This window comes from Phocaeicola sartorii JCM 17136 = DSM 21941 (genome assembly GCF_054653615.1).
In genome coordinates, this window is the sequence record NZ_BAAIFW010000005.1 from 1,705,580 (window position 1) to 1,723,226 (window position 17,647).

Below are 17,647 nucleotides of genomic sequence, written 5' to 3' on the forward strand. Positions count from 1 at the left end.
ATGGTTTTATAATGAGAAGGTTATGGGTAAAAGTGAGGGCATGAGGGCATAAGTGGGTGCAACTTATTATTGTTTTGACAGCTTTGATTGGGAAGATAACCTGCTTTTCAAGTCATCTATCACACGTCCAGTTATATTATTTATCAGTTTGGGTAATTCCATTTTCTTTTATAAAAGACTATTTAATCAGGTTTTACGGCTGATGATAGGCATGTATAGATGCAAAGATACAAAATACTTTAATCACGAAGTAGCACTGGCCGGTAATTTTGAAGAAACGGTTTCGTATTCTATTGAAAAAAAGTAAAATAGGGAAATCCCTACCAACTAATAGGGATTTTCTTTGTTATGAACTGAAACCTCTGACTATCTTTGCACTAGAAAAAGTAGATAGAATAACAAATAAAACAGGTACGAGTATGAAAAAGATTGTATTAGCTTCGCTTATGATGGCGTGCTTGCCTTACTTGGCAATGGCACAAAGCGTTGATGACGACCTTTATTTCATCCCTAAGAAAAAAGCTGAAAAGAAAGAGGAGGTTAAGCAAGAGGTGAAAGTGGTGGTTCCGCAGAAGCAGAACACGACTACCGTTTACGCAGCTCCCGGTTCTACAGTGGTGGTGAAGGATGTGAAAGGAAAAGTGCGCGATGTGGATGAGTATAATCGTCGTTATACTTCACGAGATAATAACTTCTCGATGGAGAATGATACCTTGTATATTGAGGAGAAACCTTTGAATGAGAGAGGGGAGTGGGTTAATGGTTTTGAGGGTTCTCAAGACGATTATGAATACGCCATGCGTATCGTCCGTTTCCGCAATCCGCGTTATGCCATTCCGGTGAGCAGCCCGCTCTATTGGGATGTGGTTTATGGCGCCTATCCCTCATGGGACTGGAATGTGTATGATGACGGACTCTATGCATACGCTTTCCCTACTTATACAAACCGCTTGTGGTGGGACTGGAGATTCAACTATCCGTATGGCGGAGGCTGGGGGATGAGTTGGGGATGGAGTTCTCCTTGGTACTATAATAGCTGGTACTATCCAGGTTACTGGGGTGGCGGCTACTGGGGTGGCTATTGGGGTGGTTACTGGGGCTACCATCACCATCATTATTATCCGCATTATTCCGGTCATGGTTGGGGCGGTGGCTATTGGGGGGGTGGCCATGGATGGTATGGCTCAAGCGGACGTAACCCGGGAATACATGCAGGAAGATATACCAATAGTTATAGTTCGTCCCGTCCGGGCCGGAGTAACTATGTGAATAGTTCTGATAGGAATAGTCGGAATTCGTACGTAGGAAATTCCAGACAGAATATCCGTAATAGCGCTAACAGCTATCGCAACGCAACACGTAACGGCTCTTCATCGGGAAGAGTGGTTTCGGGATCTGACAATGTAAACTCGGTTCGTCCTAATAGAAGTGCTGTCAGGACCCGTACGGGGGAAATGCTTTCACCGGGTCAGGCGGCAGGAGTTCGTCCGGGCAATTCTTACTCGCGTCCGACAGAAGGAAGGGGCTCTTCTTATACCAGACCGAGCAGCACCCGTAGCAGCGTGGGAAATTCTGCAGGATCTACTTATCAGCGGACAGGGGCTGCGAGTCGTGGTGCTTATCGTAACAATAGTGGAGTCTCGAACTCCCGCGGCAGTTCATATTCCCGTAGCAGTAGCCCTTCTCGTAGCAATTCGTCTAATTCTTATCGCAGTGGTGGAACTTCTTCTTCCCGTAGTAGTTTTTCTAGTGGCGGTGGGGTTTCCCGTAGTTCCGGCGGCAGTGTCTCCCGTTCCAGTGGCGGTGGTGGCGGAAGATCGCGTACCAGATAAGTGGCAGATTAAACCAGACAGTTGAATTTAATAGAATTGATGTATGAAGAATAAAGTAATAGTAACCGCTTGTGCGTTGCTGGTAATGGCAACGGCAAGCGCACAAAATGCTTATGATGCGGAAAAGTTGCTGGGCAGTGACTTGAATGGAACGGCAAGGTTTGTAGGTATGGGTGGTGCCATGGGAGCCTTGGGAGGGGATATCTCTGTCATGAGTTCCAATCCTGCAGGTATCGGCATTTTTCGTAGTAATGATGTGTCTGTCTCTTTTGGTTTTAATAATACGTCGACAAAGAGCAACTTTAGTGGCGTGTCGATGAATGAGGACAAGACACGCGCTTCATTTGACCAGATTGGATTTGTGTATAGCAATAAGATCGGTAATAATACTTCTTTGCGTTTTGTGAATTTCGGATTCAATTATCATAAAAGTAAAAACTTCAACCGCCTTTTCTCTATGGGAGGGGCATTGGATAATTTGTCGCAGAGTTTCCAACTGGCTCAGGAGATGGAAGGATACGGATTGACGGAAAGCGAGTTCAATGACATACTGGATGTGAAGAACCCTTATACCAAATATTGGAACCAGTTACCTGTTTTAGGGGTTATGGGGGTGAGAACCGGTGTGGTTGACTGGGTGAATGATTCTGAAAAAAACATTCATGCTCCATGGGGCTGGAATGGTTTTAACAATAACTTCTTCAGTAAGGAAACAGGTGGCATCAGCCAATATGATTTTAATGTTTCATTCAATATGGAGGATCGGATTTATTTCGGTGCGACCCTGGGGGTATATGATGTGAATTACAATCGTTTTACTTCTTATACGGAGAACTTGAATGATGACAATGGCGCGGATAATGGTGGCTATACTTTAGATAATTATTATGGGCTGGAAGGAACAGGTATAGATTTGAAGTTGGGTGTTATCATACGTCCTATGGAAAGTTCTCCTTTCCGTTTGGGATTTGCCGTGCACACACCTACATGGTATGATTTAAGAGAAAGCTATAATGCCACTTTATCTTCTGATATTTTAGCTGTTGAAGGAGCCTATAACCAGACATTGAGTGATTTTCTGGTAACTCCGGAGTATGATTATTTGACTTATGATTATAACCTTACCACTCCGTGGAAATTCAATGTCAGCGCAGGTACTACTTTTGCAGGTGCGGTGGCAGTAGGTGCGGAATATGAATATCAGGATTATTCTTCCAGTAAGCTGAAGGATGTGGATGGATATGAATTGGGTGATCAGCCCAGCGTTGAAAAGTATCTGAAAGGTGTTCATACTTTTCGCATAGGTATGGAAACGCGTATTGTTCCTGAGTTCAGCATCCGTGCAGGATATAATTATTCTTCGGCTGCATTTGCTAAAGATGCTTATAGTGCTTTATCTTTATATAGCACGCGCACTGATTTCAATAATACGGAGTCAAAGAATACCCTTACGTTTGGTCTTGGATACCGTGGCAGTGTAATCTATGCGGATTTGGCTTATAAATATGATATGTACAAGTCTAAGTTTTATGCGTTTGATGATATAGACCTTCCGGCAACTAAAGTGGACAATGAACGGCATCAGCTTCTGCTGACAGTCGGTGCCCGTTTCTAAGAATTAATTGTGAGTCTAATATAATTAACCTGTGATGGGGTTGTGCCAGCGTTTTGACACAACTCCATTTTTTATTTATCGCGATACTCTTTCTTTTTCCAGAAGTTGAACCCTGCATATACACGAACAGTTCCGAATGTATTGGTGAGAGAGAAATTCCTTTTCCGATAATCGTATGTATGCATCACCAGTGAAGCACCTACAAAGTACTTGTTGGTATTATAGACCACGGCAGCACGTGTTATCAGATCAAAATTGATATCCTTTATCCAATGATTGTCAGTGTTAGGCGTATCGTCTATTTTTGATTTTTTATAGGCAATGGCCGGTAAAAGCGAAAGATTGGAAACCCAGTTTTTTGCAAATACCCAGTTATAACCATAGCCCACGTTGATGCTATAATCGGAATATTTCACTTTCTTGAAAAGCAGGGCATCATGTAGTTGAGCCCTCACTTCACCGGGAAGCTTATCATAATCAAAGGATATTCTGTGCTGGGAATAAGAGAAGCCCGCCATCAGGGAACCTGCGCTTTTACGCTGGTTGGTGGACTGGCTGTAGGCCGCCGGATAGGAGAATTTCTTATAGTTGAAAATCCAATAGGCGTTCAGTCCCTTGATTTTGCTTTGCAAGCCATTGAAATTTAGATTCTTGATAGGGGTGTTCAGCTCAAAACCGCTGGAAGAGCGTATCTTGAAATCACTCCCTGTTTTCCTGTAATATAAATCCACACCAAACTTGGAACTATAAAGATTCAGTGCCATTTCTGTTTTCTTGGCTTTGTTCTTGTGTCCGCCGAAAATATCTTTTACATCAAAGGAATACCCTAGAAAGATCCAACGCCATCCGAAATAGACCCCCAGTTTGAAACTGGCATTGGGGGAGAATCCCAAACTTTGTTCGCCGTTGTTCCCTTTACTGCCCAGCCGGTAGTATTCGTACCAGCTGCTGGATTCTAGCATGAAAGCCAGATTGTAGAGGTTGGGCGTGATATAGGTGGTGTCGATCGCGTTGAATTCTTTTCCTACTTTCCTGATTTTTCTTCCGGTGTGGCGGACCGTTGTCGCTATTCCATCGGTCAATGTAATAAGAACACCCTTGTTGTCCTGTACTGTCGAGTCTTTCTGTTCCGTTTGTGCATATACACCAAGAGCGGAAAGAAAAGACAGACAGAGCAGGCATATTTTACGAATGTCCATAGGCGGGGATCATAGCTTGTCAAGAATACGGTCCATGACCCAGTTGGTGGGGGTCGCACTGATGCCGTCGCAGGTACAGATGGCTTTGCCCTGCAGGTGTTCTACCACGGCTTTTATCAGCGGAAGTTGCACATGGGGAGGATTTTCAGGAAGGAACTCCTCACGTCCCCTTTCGGTATGCAGGGCGATGGGGTCGTAGGTAAAGACGGAGAAACAGATCATCCCCTTGTCTCCGATGATTTCTATACGGTCTTCCTTGGCTGATTCGTGGGCGACGAAACACCAGGATCCTGATCCCGGCAGGCCGGAGTCAAATTTGAAGCAGGCACTTATCGTATCTTCTGCCGGATATAATCCGCCACGGTTGCTCTTGTATCCTTGGGCTTCGAGAATGCAGCCGAACATTTCTTGCAGCAAATCCAGTTGGTGGGGGGCTAAATCATAGAAATAGCCGCCACCGGCAATATCAGGCTGTACACGCCAGGGCAGATTGGTGCTGTTGTAGTCCAGATCACGGGGAGGCTGGGCGAAACGGATCTGTATATTGATGACATTCCCTATTTCCCCGTCCTCTACCATCTGGCGTACTTTCTGGAAATAGGGAAGATAACGTCTGTAGTAAGCTACGAAACAAGGAATCCCTGTTTCCTGTGATATGCGGTTGATGCGTGCACAGTCTTCATAACTGGCAGCCATTGGTTTTTCGATATATACGGGTTTTCCCGCTTTCATGGCCATGATGGCGAAAGTGGCATGAGAGGAGGGTGGGGTGGCTATATAAATAGCATTGACATCTTCATCTCCTATTAACTGCTGCGGGTCGGAGTACCAGCGGGGGATGTTGTGTCTTTTGGCGTATGATTGAGCTTTTTCTTTGTCACGGCTCATCACGGCCACTACTTCTGAGCCTTCTATCAGGGCGAAGGCCGGTCCGCTTTTTTTCTCAGTCACTTCTCCGCAACCGATGAAGCCCCATTTTACTTTGTCTAATTTAACCATGAGTAATCACTTTTTTATCATTTCGCTTAAAATGATAACTGTTCATCTTGCAAAGATAGGATTATTTTGCAATTTTTGTCGGATAAAAATCAGTTATTGTAATATTTCCGGCGCAACTGTTTGAATGCGGGAGTCTTGATGTAATCATTCAACCAGGCATTCAGGCTGTCTAGCAATATTGGGGAATGTTTACTGACTCCCCATGAATAGAATTGTGAGAAGCTGATGGCTGTTTCTATATCCAATTGGGGGAAATCATTGATGGAAGCTTGGGCAATGCTCTCGTCGCACACGGCATAGTCTATGTCACCGTGTGCTACCATGGCCAGTAATTGTTCTTGTCCGTATTTCTCCACCTCTTTGATATAGATGGTATCGCCTATTTCGTTACTTAAGTTGTGGATGCGCAGAATGGCGGGTGAACCTTTGACCAGATGTAAGGTTTTACGGGCCAGCTCCAACTGGCTGTGGATGTACAAGCTGTCGTTTTCTCCTTCGGGTTTGCGCTGTACCAGCACTTGCTTGTTCAGTATAATAGGCCGGGTGAACAGCAGGGAGTCTTTGGATTCTGTGGTGACTACCGTGCTGTTGGCCAGTATATCGTATTTTCCCTTTTGTACGCCTTCCAGTCTTTTGTAAAAACTCATTTCGGGAGTGATTTCCGGTTTCAGTCCTTTGCTGTATGCAAAAGCATGGAGCAGTTCGTAGTGGAAACCGGAAATGGTGTCGCCGTCAGCATGAAAGCTGATAGAGTTGTACTCGGTGACGGCACGCAGGATGCCCGATTCTGCTATTTCTGCATAATCACGGGGCTGGCTGGCTTCAACTTCCGTTTTCTTTTTGAAGAAGATGAAGGACAGGGCTACCGCAAGAATACCCATCAGGATGTATTTCAGATACTTTCTCATACAAACCGTCAATCAAAGAAATTCCATGAAAGGCCGAACTTTATCATTCGCGGATTGATAGGGTAGTGCGGTGCCAGGAAGTAATTGGATTTTCCCGAACCGGCATTGACGTGGTACATCATGATAAAGAAACGGGTACGTTTCAAATGCAGGTTGGCATAGACATTGACAATCGGGAAAGCTCCTATCTCGATTTTGTCATTAGGATTCTGGGTGTAGAACTGTCCGATGACGGGGGAATAGTCTGGTGCGTAATATTTGCTGAAGTAACGCACATCCGCTCCCATTTCTATTTGGAGTACTTTTTTGGCCAGACCGAATTTCATGTACAGGTTGCCGTAAGCCGATAGTTCCGGTAACGGCAGTATGTCTTGTTCACTTGATTTTTGATAGGCCACTTCACCGTCGAGATGGAAAATTCCGACTTTCAACTTTTGTTGCAACATGGCAGTGAATACTTGTATGTTGCCGGAGTGTTGTCTTACGGCGGCATTGTTCTTGAAACCGGTGACATTTCCTTCGCTGTCTTTTACCGGGATGCTGGCATTGGCCAGATAGGTGTAATTCTTTATATTTTCCACTCCGGCACGCAACTGGGTCCCCCATCTGTCCAGACTTAGTTTTCCTTCCAGGCGGGTTCTCATGATTTTGGATAAGTCGTTGTTGTCCCACCAGTAATGTTTGGACTGGAAATGCCTGAAATAGAAGACGGGGTTCTGGTTCTTGATGTATGCGTTGACATCCAGTCTCACTGTATCTCCGAATAAACGGAGATTCAGATCCCCTTTGCCTTCTACGCTGAATTGTCCTGCATCTTCACCGGCTATGGCCAATTCTCCTAGAATATTGTAGTGTAATAGTTTGCCTTGTTTTTTGGATAGTTCGCCACCGATGGAGAGTGAACTTTCCTTATAGTGGTTGATGATGCGTTGTCCCGGTATGTCTGTTGTATCGGTCAAGGCGAAGTTTCGGTATTCATAACTTAAAAAGGCGGTAAGTCCGGCTTTCGCCCATTTGTTGAATCCTTCTTGTAAGGCAATGCCAATGGTGTTTTTGATGGATGTCCGCTTGGTCTTGTCTATGGAGTCGGTACCCAGATAGTTGTATTCAAAATACGTTTGATTCTGTGCGTCGTCGTAGGAGATATACTTACGATTATTCAAGTCCACTTGTAATGTATGTATGAAGCTTGTGACAGGAACAAATACCTGTGTTGTTCTTACAGAGTCTGTATCCACACTGTCCTGTTTTTCTTTATAAAATCCTAGGTTGTAACGGTGTGTCAGGAAGGCATGGTAGCTGGTGTTGTGGTTCCATATCTGATTCAGACGGGTCGGAATTTCGTTGGCGGAATATTCTTTTTTGCCTTCTGCCATGTCCAGTGGGTTGGTGATATACCGGTCGTCCGCGATACCTCCGTTTTCTGCCATTTTCAAGTTGTCGTTGTTGAATATGAAATGCATGTCATATTTATCTCCCCGGTAGCTGGAGAACAGGCCACCGTTGAAGAAGGCTGTGGACTGATCTTGATAAAGCCCCCGGCCATACAGGTAATCTATGTAGAATCCGAACCCTAGTCTTTTGTTTGCATTGATGGCAAAATAGGATTTGAAACGCTCTTCTCCGTCACGGCTGCCTCCTCCTTTGTAATAGGACAGGTTTGTGAATGGAGAAAATGTATTGGTGAAAATGACATCTTCCGGACGTTGTACGCAGAAGTCGTATGGGTCGGTGAAAAAGTATTGGCTGGGGTCCCGACGGTCAAAAAAGATACGTGAGAGGCGGGGGGAGCCCAAATTTCCCAAGTAATTGTATTGTCCGGTGTAGCCGCCCATGTCATTCGAGTTCTGGAAAGCGTGCTGCAAGGTATCTACAGGGATATAAGTGACATTGCCAAAACGACTGTCCACTTTCCAGGAGTACAGTCCGATGGGGATTGTGTTGGCATCTACTACGGCTGCCGTGTCTATGGGATTTCCGTTACGGTCATATCGGTCTCTGTCCAGTCCGCTTGCTGAGGAACCGAACTGGTTGTTCAGGGTGTTCATTGTCCGCTGTGCCATCAAGGAAGTGTGGAAGCACAGGAATAATAGGAAAATGATAGAGAATATTCTTTTCATAACGGCGACAAAGATACAATATAAAAATAAAAGGAAGAGCTTTTCCACTATGGAAAGTTCTTCCTTTTATTATTCGTTTAGAGTTATTTTAACTTACTGAGGTCTAATAATCTCCATTCCGATCCGGATGGCTTCCTCGTTCATCGGTATCAGATGATGGTGACGTTCGGGCAATGTCTTGCGTAAAGCTTTTATTACGCTTTCAATAGATACTACGGGACGTAGTTTCAGCAAGCCTCCTAAAACAATCATATTGAAGGTCTTTGCCATTCCTTTCTCATTGGCGGCATCCATGGCGTCGATGCGGTAAATCTGTATATCCTTCCGTGTCGGAGGTTCGATGATTCCGTATCCGTCATAAATGAGGATACCACCCGGTTTGATTTTGTTTTCAAACTTCTCCAATGAGGGTTGGTTCAGTATGATGGCTGTATCATATTGGCTGAGAATGGGTGAAGAGATGCGTTCATCACTGACAATCACCGTTACGTTGGCGGTTCCTCCCCGTTGTTCGGGACCGTATGCCGGCATCCAGGTTACTTCCTTGTCTTCCATCAGTCCGGAATAGGCAAGTATCTTACCCATGGATAACACACCCTGACCGCCGAATCCTGCTATAATGATTTCTTGTTTCATGGTTTCTGTCTTTTTATTCTTTATCTTTCAAATCACCCAGCGGATAGAAGGGGAACATGTGTTCCACCATCCAGTCATTGGATGCCTGCGGAGTCATTTTCCAACCTGAATTACAAGTCGATACAATCTCTACCAGATTGGATCCTTTGCCGTTCATTGAGTTCTCGAATGCTTTGCGGATAGCCTTTTTTGCCTTGCGGATGGCAGGAACCGTATGTACGCTCTGGCGGGTAACGTAGGCAGTGCCTTCTAAAGTGGCGGCAATTTCTGTCATTTTCAGCGGATAGCCATGAATGGCTACATCACGGCCATAGGGACAGGTGGCTGTTTTCATGCCAACCAGAGTGGTAGGAGCCATTTGTCCACCGGTCATTCCATAAATGGCGTTGTTGATAAAGATAATAGTAATGTTTTCACCACGATTTAAAGCATGGATGGTTTCGGCAGTACCGATACAGGCCAGATCACCATCTCCCTGATACGTGAATACCAGACGTCCGGGCCATAAACGCTTGATGGCCGTAGCTACGGCAGGGGCACGTCCATGAGCGGCTTCTTGCCAGTCGATGTCCAGATAATTGTATGCAAATACGGCACATCCCACCGGTGACACACCGACGGTTTTGTCTTCCATGCCCATTTCTTCGATGACTTCGGCTATTAACTTGTGAACCACACCGTGACTGCATCCGGGACAATAGTGCATCGGATTGTCATTCATTAGTGTCGGTTTCTTATAAACCAGGTTTTCGGGTTTTATGATTTCTTCTTTTGTCATAGTTTCTCCTCCTATTGCTTATAACATGAACCGCATAAAGAATTCCATCAGCTTGAGAAAAATAGCTGCTGCACAGACATAGATGAATACTTTGAAGTCACTTGCCACGAAGTAAGTGATGACAGCTGCCAATGCCAGTGCCATGAAAAGTATGTTCAATATATTTCTGATCAGATCAATATTCATACGGTCTTATTTTATTAGTTTCTCTTTCAGTGCAGTGATTACTTCGTCCGGATCGGGGACAATACCGCCCAGACGTCCGAAATGTTCTACGGGCACTTTGCATGCTACCGCCAGGCGGACATCTTCCACCATTTGTCCGGCGTTCAATTCTACAGTGAGGATACCTTTTACCTGTGCGGCACGTGCTGCGATAGCTTTTGACGGGAACGGCCATAGGGTAATAGGACGGAGCAAACCAACCTTGATGCCTTCCGCGCGAGCCATCTCCATTGCTTTCTGGGCAATGCGGGCACAGGAACCGAAGGCTACGATCAGGTATTCGGCGTCTTCGCAGTGAAGTTCTTCGAAACGTACTTCGTTCTCTTCTATTTCTGCATATTTCTTCTGGAGATGGATATTGCGTTTTTCCATTTCGGCAGGGTCAAGTTCCAATGAAGTAATGATGTTGGGCTTGCGATGTTGGGTTCTGCCGGTAGTCGCCCACGGGCAACGGGCGATGACTTCTTCATCTGTCAGGCGTGTGCGCTGTTCGGGCAGTACCACCTTTTCCATCATCTGTCCGATCACACCGTCTGCCAGAATAATGGCGGGGTTGCGGTATTTGAAAGCCAGATCAAAAGCTATACCTACGAAATCTGCCATTTCCTGCACCGATGCAGGAGCCAGGGCTATGAGGCGATAGTCTCCGTGACCGCCGCCTTTCACTGTTTGAAAATAGTCGGCCTGACTGGGTTGGATGGTTCCTAATCCGGGACCTCCGCGCATGACATTGACAATCAGACAGGGGAGTTCGGCACCGGCAATGTACGAGATGCCTTCCTGCTTTAAGCTGACGCCGGGACTGGAGGATGAGGTCATTACCATTTTACCGCTCGCCGCACCGCCATATACCATGTTGATTGCTGCGACTTCACTTTCTGCCTGCAACACCACCATGCCGGTAGTTTCCCAGGGTTTCTCTTCGGCCAGCGTTTCCAATATTTCCGATTGGGGAGTGATGGGATAGCCAAAGTAACCGTCAACTCCGATACGGATGGCGGCGTGGGCTATGGCTTCATTTCCCTTCATTAAAACGACTTCTTCTGCCATATTTGTTACATTTATTGTTGTTTTACTTTATACACAGTGATGCATCCGTCCGGACAGACTGTGGCACATGATGCGCAACCATTGCAGGTATCTTCCAGTACCTGATGGGCGAATGTGTATCCTTTTTTATTCACTTGTTTGGCATTGAGCTCGATTACATGCAGCGGACATGCCACTACACATAGATTGCAACCTTTGCAACGCTCCGTGTCTACTACAATAGCACCTTTAATCTTTGCCATGGGGTTAGTTGTTATTGATTATACATGTCTTTGTTATAGAAATTCAGAATATTCATGAGCATGTCACGGGCGGAAACAGCGGGACTTTCCGGGTTACGCTCGATAGCTTCCAGATAATTGTTCAAGGCTTGTTGCCAGTCTCCCATCTTGCGGTAGGCATTACCCAGTAAATAATAGGGTTCATCGTTGATGTGCGCATCGTTTCGGATGAAATTAGTTAGCGCATGAATGGCTCTTTCCGTATCACCCTGTTCGATAAGTGTCTTTATGTCCTGTAATTGTTCCGTCATAAGGCATGATTGTCTCATTGTTGTTTACAAAGATACTCTTTATTTGTTATGAAAGGGAAGATTGGAGCAGAAAAAACGATTTTCTTGCTAAAAACATTTAAAAAATAGAGAGAAAACAGGAGGAAAATGGTGGAATGATTTCTTCTAATGGTTTGATTATTATGGAAATGGTTTCAAGTGAAACGGTTGGTGGGGGGGACGGTGTTATTTATTCTTAAAGGGGGGGAAGGTGCTTGAATTGTATTTGTCAGGATGTTTGGGGGTGAAGTTTATGGCAGATCGTTTGTATGTTTCAGGGGGGGGCAATCCAATGCCTCCCCTGAAAATGTCTCTTGTTTATCGTATGGATTTAATTTGTTACGGCATAAATGCATAGAAGAGAATAAGGGTTATTTTACTATTTCGCCTACATACATGTTATATGCCTTCTGACCGTTGTTACTGGGGTTCATCTTCTTTGCTTCTTCACCGGTAACTGTCTGTTTCATCAGTTTTTTGCAGTTTACGATCAGCCATGGTTCGCTACTGCCTTGCTTATAGAACGAAATTTTATAATTATCGCTCTGATCCATCAGCATATTACCCATTGATTTGGATTGGTCAATGACGCAGAAGGCTACTTCTTTGCCGAATAACTGACCGAAACCTCCCCAGCATTCTTTACCTATTTCAAATTGTTCGTCGTTTCCGGCGGTGATTGTCATGCGTGCAGATGCTTTGATCTGATCGTCTATGCTTTGTGCTTTGGCGGGAACTGCATTGTTATTGGCTGCCTTTATTTCGGTAGTACCTTCGGAAACGCTGATTACAACCGGTTGGGTGGCAGGGGTAAGCGGAGTGGCGGCTATTACATTCGGAGTAGGAGCGACCGCTATTTGTGAACTGTTCAAAACCTTGTTGCCCAATGTGTCTTGGATAGATTTGAACAGCGTATCTTTCAGGTCGATAGTTTCCCTTCTGAATTTGCCGCAGATAGGAGCCAGCTTGGTTTTCGATTTGTTTAAAGCCATGTCGTCCACAATCCATTCCTCGGCACTGTATTTTTCACCACCGTCGCGGGCTTCGTCGTACCAATAACGGATACGGGTCATTTCTATATCACATTTCCCGTTTCCGCAGGTGATGAACAGCTGGTAGTAAATTCTGGTTCTGTCCAGTGACAATGCAGAGGAGGAGAAGACCAGATATTCTTCACCGCCAGCCGCAATAGTCCCTTCATCTTCATTGGTGTAAAGAATACGTGCATTGAACTTGCCTTCGGGCTTGAAGCGTTCTGTAGCCCATTTCAGCATGGTGTCATATAACTGGTCTTTCGTTAAAGACGGTGCCTGTATCTCTGTCTTGAAAGAAACTTTACCGTCATCCAAAGTTATCGCTCCCGCCAGATATTTGGGATCTGTCTGTGCCATAGCGATGAATGGCAGACATAAGAGCATTAAAAAAAGAATTTTCTTCATAGTAATATATCTTATTTTATATTTTATTCTAAGCAAAGATAGGAATAAAAAAAAAGAGAAGCTATAAAGCCTCTCTTTTTTTACTTTTATTATTATTGCATGAATTTTACTTCACAGGTATCTTTTCAATGCGCTTTTGATGGCGTCCGCCCTCAAAACCACTGTTAAAGAATTCATCCAGAATCTTTTCAGCCATTTTATGATCAATGAATCGTCCCGGCATTACCAGAATATTGGCGTCATTGTGTTGGCGTGACAGATGGGCTATCTCTGGAATCCAGCATAGTGCCGCACGGATGCCTTGATGTTTGTTCAATGTCATGCTGATACCTTCACCGCTTCCGCAAATTGCTACTCCGGGCCCGCATTCTCCGGCTTCGACAGCCAGTGCAAGGGGGTGGGCATAATCTGCATAGTCGCAGCTTTCTGTACTGTATGTGCCGAAATCTTTGTAGGGATAGCCTTTTTCTGTCAGCCATGTTTTTACAAATTCTTTCAGCTCAAATCCTGCATGATCGGATGCCAGTCCTATTTTTTTCATGCCAGCATTTCTTTTACTTGGTTATACACATTCTGTGCGGTGAAGCCCAGTTTTTCATCCAATACTTTATAAGGAGCGGAGAATCCGAATGATTCCAGACCGAATACCTTGCCGTTAGCACCTACCAAGCCTTCAAGGTTTACAGGCAGACCGGCGGTCAGACCGAATACTTTGGCTCCTGCGGGAATAATGCTGTTCTGGTATTCTTTGCTTTGGCTGCGGAACAGTCCTTCGGAAGGAGCGGATACGATACGGATTTTTATGCCATCCTTGCGCAACAGTTCTGCACCAGCTTCCAATGTGGAAACTTCGGAGCCTGAAGCAACCAGGATTACATCCGGATTTTCGTCAGATCCTGCAACAATATAAGCACCTTTCGCTGCCTGTGAATAGTCGTTTCCTACGGGCAGGTTTGCGATATTCTGGCGGGAGAAGATAAGTGCGGTGGGAGTGCTGGTATTTTCCATAGCCAGTTTCCACGCCACAGTCGTTTCTTCGGCATCTGCCGGACGAAGTACCAGCATGGAGTTGTGCCCTTTGTGGTTTTTCAGTTTTTCCATCAGGCGGATTTGTGCTTCTTGCTCTACCGGTTCGTGAGTAGGACCGTCTTCACCTACACGGAATGCATCGTGTGTCCAGATGAACTTGACAGGAAGTTCCATCAAGGCGGCCATACGTACGGCAGGTTTCATGTAGTCTGAGAATACGAAGAAAGTAGCGCATGCGGCAATCACACCTCCGTGGAGCGCCATACCCAGACAGCAGCAAGCCATGGTTAATTCGGAAACACCTGCTTGCAGGAATGCACCGGTGAAATCGTCTTTAGTGAATGCATGTGTTTTTTTCAAGAAGCCGTCAGTCTTGTCTGAGTTTGACAGGTCGGCGGAAGAAACGATCATGTTTTCTACTTCTGTAGCCAATACGCCGAGGACTTTGGCGGAAGCGCTGCGTGTAGCATCTCCGGCTTTCTGTTCGATGGCGTTCCAGTTTATTTCCGGAGCCTTGCCCGAAAACCACTGTTCCAGTTTGGCTGCCAGTTCGGGATTAGCTTTAGCCCATTCGGCTTTAGCCGTGTATTTCCCGGCAACAATTTTTTTCAGTTCTTCTGCACGTTTGGCATACAACTCTTTTACTTCAGGGAAGATTTGGAACGGATCGGTCGGATCGCCACCCAAGTTTTTGATTGTATTGATGTAGGCATCACCTCCCAAAGGAGCACCGTGGGTAGCGCAGTTACATTCATAACTGGAATCATCCGCTTTACGTGCACCTTTACCCATAATGGTCTTGCCGATAATTAATGTGGGCTGGCCGGTTACGGCTTTCGCTTCTGTCAGAGCCGTGCGGATTGCATCGGGATCATTACCATTGATGGTAATTACTTTCCAGTGCCATGCTTCGTATTTCTTGGCAACATCTTCGCTGGTAACAGCATCGGTAGCGGTGGACAGCTGGATGTCGTTTGAATCATAGAACATGATCAGATTGTCCAGTCCCAGATGGCCTGCCAGACGGCCTGCGCCCTGGGAAATTTCTTCCTGGATACCACCATCGGATATGTAGGCATAAATGGTCTGGTTCATGACATTCCCCAAACGTGCCTTCAGGAATTTGGCGGCGATAGCGGCACCTACTGCAAAGGTGTGTCCTTGTCCTAACGGGCCGGAAGTATTTTCAATACCGCGCATGATGTCCACTTCGGGGTGTCCCGGAGTCGGGCTTCCCCATTGACGGAACTGTGCCAGTTCTTCCATGGTGAACTTGCCGGTCAGTGCCAAGGTGGAATATAACATCGGTGACATGTGGCCTGGATCAAGGAAGAAACGGTCACGACCTTCCCAACGTGGATTTTCAGGGTCGTAAACTAAAAACTCAGAGAAAAGTACGTTCACAAAATCTGCGCCACCCATAGCACCGCCCGGGTGTCCTGATTTAGCTTTCTCTACCATCGAAGCAGCCAGAATACGGATGTTGTCCGCTGCACGGTTCATCAGTTTTTTTTCGTTCATATTAAAATAATATTATAATTTGAATGCTATTAGTGAGTCGGTTTATCTTTGCTATTTTATTTAATATCTGCAAAGATAACTCTTTATATGTAAACCACAACATGTAAAGAGGCTCTTTTTTAAGCCTGTTTGATTCACTTCTTAAATTGGGTCGCTGCTTCTTCAACAGGTAGTCCTGACTTATAGTTCTCGATGTATGTGTTGAATCCGGCTACATCTCCGGCTGTTGGCGAAATCTCGATACCGGCATCACCGGCGAATACTTTTTCTTCCAGAAAATCGGCCAGGGATTGTTTTTTCTCATTGTTGACAAGGTAAGAACCCAGCAAAGCGATTCCCCAGGCGCCACCCTCACCGGCAGTCTCCATTACGGAAATAGGAGAGTTTATAGCTGCTGCAAGTATTCTTTGGCCTACACCTTTGGTCTTGAATAATCCACCGTGTCCTGTGATTCTGTCGACTTTGATTTTTTCTTCATTGAACAGAATATCATTGCCGATTTTAAGGACTCCGACTGAAGCGTATAAATGGGTGCGCATGAAGTTGGCGAGGTTGAACTTGTCGTTTGCCGAACGTACAAACAGCGGTCTGCCGTCGGCAAGTCCTGTCACGGGCTCACCTGAAATGTAATTGTATGAAATGAGGCCACCGCAGTCCGCGTCACCGGTAAGGGCATGGTTATAGAGTTTTCCATACAGTTCATTCATATCTACAGGGATGCCCAGCAATTCCTGATATTCTTTGAACAGATTGATCCAGGCGTTGAGGTCGGAGGTACAGTTGTTGCAATGCACCATGGCTACCAGGCTTCCGTCGGGGGTAGTAACCATGTCAATCATTTCGTAGGGTTTGGACAATTCTTTTTCCAATACAATCATAGAGAATGAGGAGGTACCTGCTGATACATTTCCGGTACGCTGCTTGACGGCGTTGGTTGCTACCATGCCGGTTCCGGCATCTCCCTCCGGAGGGCAGACAGGCACTCCTGCTTTCAAATGGCCTGACACGTCCAGTCTTCCGGCACCTTCCGGCGTGAGGAAACCTGCGTTTTCACCGGCAGGCAAGACTTTGGGCAGGATATCTGTCAGTTTCCAGTCATATCCTTTAGGGGCTACTAACTTGTCAAACTTGGCTATCATTTCAGCGGAGTAATCCTTGGTAGCCGGATCTATGGGAAGCATACCTGATGCGTCACCTATGCCCAGTACTTTCTGACCTGTAATCTGCCAGTGAATGAAACCGGCAAGGGTGGTCAGATAGTCAATGTCACTTACGTGTTTTTCATTGTCCAGAATGGCCTGATATAAATGGGAAATGCTCCATCTCAAAGGAATGTTATATACAAACAATTCGGATAAGGCGGCGGCTGCCGGACCGGTGTTGGTATTTCTCCATGTACGGAAAGGTACCAGGATTTCTTCTTTTTTATTGAATGCCATGTAACCGTGCATCATGGCGCTGATACCGATTGCGGCCAGACTTTCTATCTCTGTATCATATAATTCTTTTACGTTGGAACGAAGATCTGCGTAGCAGTCTTGCAAACCATGCCAGATCGCTTCTATACTGTAAGTCCATAATCCGTCCACCAATTGGTTTTCCCAACTGTGGCTTCCTTGGGCGATAGGCTTGTTTTCCTGGTCAATCAAAACAGCTTTGATTCGTGTTGAACCGAATTCTATACCCAAGATGGCCTTTCCTGCTTCGATGGTTGATTTTGCATCTGATTTCATATTAAAAACCTAT

Annotated in this window: 16 protein-coding genes; 2 read left to right on the forward strand and 14 right to left on the reverse strand. The window is 45.5% G+C overall.

What is annotated here, in order from left to right; all coding sequences use genetic code 11:
- Positions 1–419: 419 nt before the first annotated feature.
- Both ACYQ0C_RS07125 and ACYQ0C_RS07130 read left to right on the forward strand, forming a co-directional pair.
- Positions 420–1,832 (forward strand): hypothetical protein, encoded by a 1,413-nt coding sequence (locus ACYQ0C_RS07125; protein ID WP_016276843.1) that lies wholly within the window; start codon positions 420–422, stop codon positions 1,830–1,832.
- A 43-nt stretch (positions 1,833–1,875) separates the two neighbouring features.
- Complete coding sequence (locus ACYQ0C_RS07130; RefSeq protein WP_016276842.1) at positions 1,876–3,447, forward strand: hypothetical protein; 1,572 nt, start codon at positions 1,876–1,878, stop codon at positions 3,445–3,447.
- A gap of 71 nt (positions 3,448–3,518) precedes the next feature.
- Here the strand turns inward: ACYQ0C_RS07130 and ACYQ0C_RS07135 are convergent, their stop codons facing one another.
- The 14 genes from ACYQ0C_RS07135 to ACYQ0C_RS07200 form a co-directional block, all read right to left on the reverse strand.
- Positions 3,519–4,646 (reverse strand): DUF4421 domain-containing protein, encoded by a 1,128-nt coding sequence (locus tag ACYQ0C_RS07135; protein ID WP_016276841.1) that lies wholly within the window; start codon positions 4,644–4,646, stop codon positions 3,519–3,521.
- A 9-nt stretch (positions 4,647–4,655) separates the two neighbouring features.
- Positions 4,656–5,645 (reverse strand): Gfo/Idh/MocA family protein, encoded by a 990-nt coding sequence (locus tag ACYQ0C_RS07140; protein WP_016276840.1) that lies wholly within the window; start codon positions 5,643–5,645, stop codon positions 4,656–4,658.
- Positions 5,646–5,734: 89 nt separating this feature from the next.
- Positions 5,735–6,553, reverse strand: coding sequence for a transporter substrate-binding domain-containing protein (locus ACYQ0C_RS07145; protein WP_016276839.1), 819 nt, complete (start codon positions 6,551–6,553; stop codon positions 5,735–5,737).
- 8 nt (positions 6,554–6,561) lie between these two features.
- Complete coding sequence (locus ACYQ0C_RS07150) at positions 6,562–8,673, reverse strand: putative porin (RefSeq protein ID WP_016276838.1); 2,112 nt, start codon at positions 8,671–8,673, stop codon at positions 6,562–6,564.
- A gap of 93 nt (positions 8,674–8,766) precedes the next feature.
- On the reverse strand, positions 8,767–9,309 hold the full coding sequence (locus tag ACYQ0C_RS07155) for a 2-oxoacid:ferredoxin oxidoreductase subunit gamma family protein (protein WP_016276837.1): 543 nt from the start codon (positions 9,307–9,309) through the stop codon (positions 8,767–8,769).
- A 13-nt stretch (positions 9,310–9,322) separates the two neighbouring features.
- Positions 9,323–10,087 (reverse strand): thiamine pyrophosphate-dependent enzyme, encoded by a 765-nt coding sequence (locus ACYQ0C_RS07160; RefSeq protein ID WP_016276836.1) that lies wholly within the window; start codon positions 10,085–10,087, stop codon positions 9,323–9,325.
- An 18-nt stretch (positions 10,088–10,105) separates the two neighbouring features.
- Positions 10,106–10,273, reverse strand: a complete 168-nt coding sequence (locus ACYQ0C_RS07165) for a hypothetical protein (protein WP_016276835.1) — start codon at positions 10,271–10,273, stop codon at positions 10,106–10,108.
- A 6-nt stretch (positions 10,274–10,279) separates the two neighbouring features.
- Positions 10,280–11,362: a 3-methyl-2-oxobutanoate dehydrogenase subunit VorB gene (locus ACYQ0C_RS07170; RefSeq protein ID WP_016276834.1), complete on the reverse strand. Its 1,083-nt coding sequence runs from the start codon at positions 11,360–11,362 to the stop codon at positions 10,280–10,282.
- 11 nt (positions 11,363–11,373) lie between these two features.
- Positions 11,374–11,604, reverse strand: coding sequence for a ferredoxin family protein (locus ACYQ0C_RS07175; RefSeq protein WP_016276833.1), 231 nt, complete (start codon positions 11,602–11,604; stop codon positions 11,374–11,376).
- An 11-nt stretch (positions 11,605–11,615) separates the two neighbouring features.
- A complete protein-coding gene (locus tag ACYQ0C_RS07180; protein WP_016276832.1) occupies positions 11,616–11,912 on the reverse strand; it encodes a tetratricopeptide repeat protein in 297 nt (98 codons plus the stop codon).
- Positions 11,913–12,283: 371 nt separating this feature from the next.
- On the reverse strand, positions 12,284–13,351 hold the full coding sequence (locus ACYQ0C_RS07185; protein WP_016276831.1) for a DUF4468 domain-containing protein: 1,068 nt from the start codon (positions 13,349–13,351) through the stop codon (positions 12,284–12,286).
- Between the two features lie 106 nt (positions 13,352–13,457).
- Positions 13,458–13,892: a ribose 5-phosphate isomerase B gene (gene rpiB, locus ACYQ0C_RS07190; protein WP_016276830.1), complete on the reverse strand. Its 435-nt coding sequence runs from the start codon at positions 13,890–13,892 to the stop codon at positions 13,458–13,460.
- A complete protein-coding gene (locus ACYQ0C_RS07195) occupies positions 13,889–15,901 on the reverse strand; it encodes a transketolase family protein (RefSeq protein ID WP_025017918.1) in 2,013 nt (670 codons plus the stop codon). The genes rpiB and ACYQ0C_RS07195 overlap by 4 nt, the downstream gene beginning before the upstream one ends.
- Positions 15,902–16,035: 134 nt before the next feature.
- On the reverse strand, positions 16,036–17,634 hold the full coding sequence (locus ACYQ0C_RS07200; protein WP_016276827.1) for a xylulokinase: 1,599 nt from the start codon (positions 17,632–17,634) through the stop codon (positions 16,036–16,038).
- Positions 17,635–17,647: the final 13 nt, after the last annotated feature.

Excerpts from the sequence above, each read along its gene's own strand:
- ACYQ0C_RS07125 (WP_016276843.1), top strand. The coding sequence starts at position 420 with ATGAAAAAGATTGTATTAGCTTCGCTTATGATGGCGTGCTTGCCTTAC.
- ACYQ0C_RS07130 (WP_016276842.1), top strand. The coding sequence starts at position 1,876 with ATGAAGAATAAAGTAATAGTAACCGCTTGTGCGTTGCTGGTAATGGCA.
- ACYQ0C_RS07135 (WP_016276841.1), bottom strand. The coding sequence starts at position 4,646 with ATGGACATTCGTAAAATATGCCTGCTCTGTCTGTCTTTTCTTTCCGCT.
- ACYQ0C_RS07140 (WP_016276840.1), bottom strand. The coding sequence starts at position 5,645 with ATGGTTAAATTAGACAAAGTAAAATGGGGCTTCATCGGTTGCGGAGAA.
- ACYQ0C_RS07145 (WP_016276839.1), bottom strand. The coding sequence starts at position 6,553 with ATGAGAAAGTATCTGAAATACATCCTGATGGGTATTCTTGCGGTAGCC.
- ACYQ0C_RS07150 (WP_016276838.1), bottom strand. The coding sequence starts at position 8,673 with ATGAAAAGAATATTCTCTATCATTTTCCTATTATTCCTGTGCTTCCAC.
- ACYQ0C_RS07155 (WP_016276837.1), bottom strand. The coding sequence starts at position 9,309 with ATGAAACAAGAAATCATTATAGCAGGATTCGGCGGTCAGGGTGTGTTA.
- ACYQ0C_RS07160 (WP_016276836.1), bottom strand. The coding sequence starts at position 10,087 with ATGACAAAAGAAGAAATCATAAAACCCGAAAACCTGGTTTATAAGAAA.
- ACYQ0C_RS07165 (WP_016276835.1), bottom strand. The coding sequence starts at position 10,273 with ATGAATATTGATCTGATCAGAAATATATTGAACATACTTTTCATGGCA.
- ACYQ0C_RS07170 (WP_016276834.1), bottom strand. The coding sequence starts at position 11,362 with ATGGCAGAAGAAGTCGTTTTAATGAAGGGAAATGAAGCCATAGCCCAC.
- ACYQ0C_RS07175 (WP_016276833.1), bottom strand. The coding sequence starts at position 11,604 with ATGGCAAAGATTAAAGGTGCTATTGTAGTAGACACGGAGCGTTGCAAA.
- ACYQ0C_RS07180 (WP_016276832.1), bottom strand. The coding sequence starts at position 11,912 with ATGAGACAATCATGCCTTATGACGGAACAATTACAGGACATAAAGACA.
- ACYQ0C_RS07185 (WP_016276831.1), bottom strand. The coding sequence starts at position 13,351 with ATGAAGAAAATTCTTTTTTTAATGCTCTTATGTCTGCCATTCATCGCT.
- rpiB (WP_016276830.1), bottom strand. The coding sequence starts at position 13,892 with ATGAAAAAAATAGGACTGGCATCCGATCATGCAGGATTTGAGCTGAAA.
- ACYQ0C_RS07195 (WP_025017918.1), bottom strand. The coding sequence starts at position 15,901 with ATGAACGAAAAAAAACTGATGAACCGTGCAGCGGACAACATCCGTATT.
- ACYQ0C_RS07200 (WP_016276827.1), bottom strand. The coding sequence starts at position 17,634 with ATGAAATCAGATGCAAAATCAACCATCGAAGCAGGAAAGGCCATCTTG.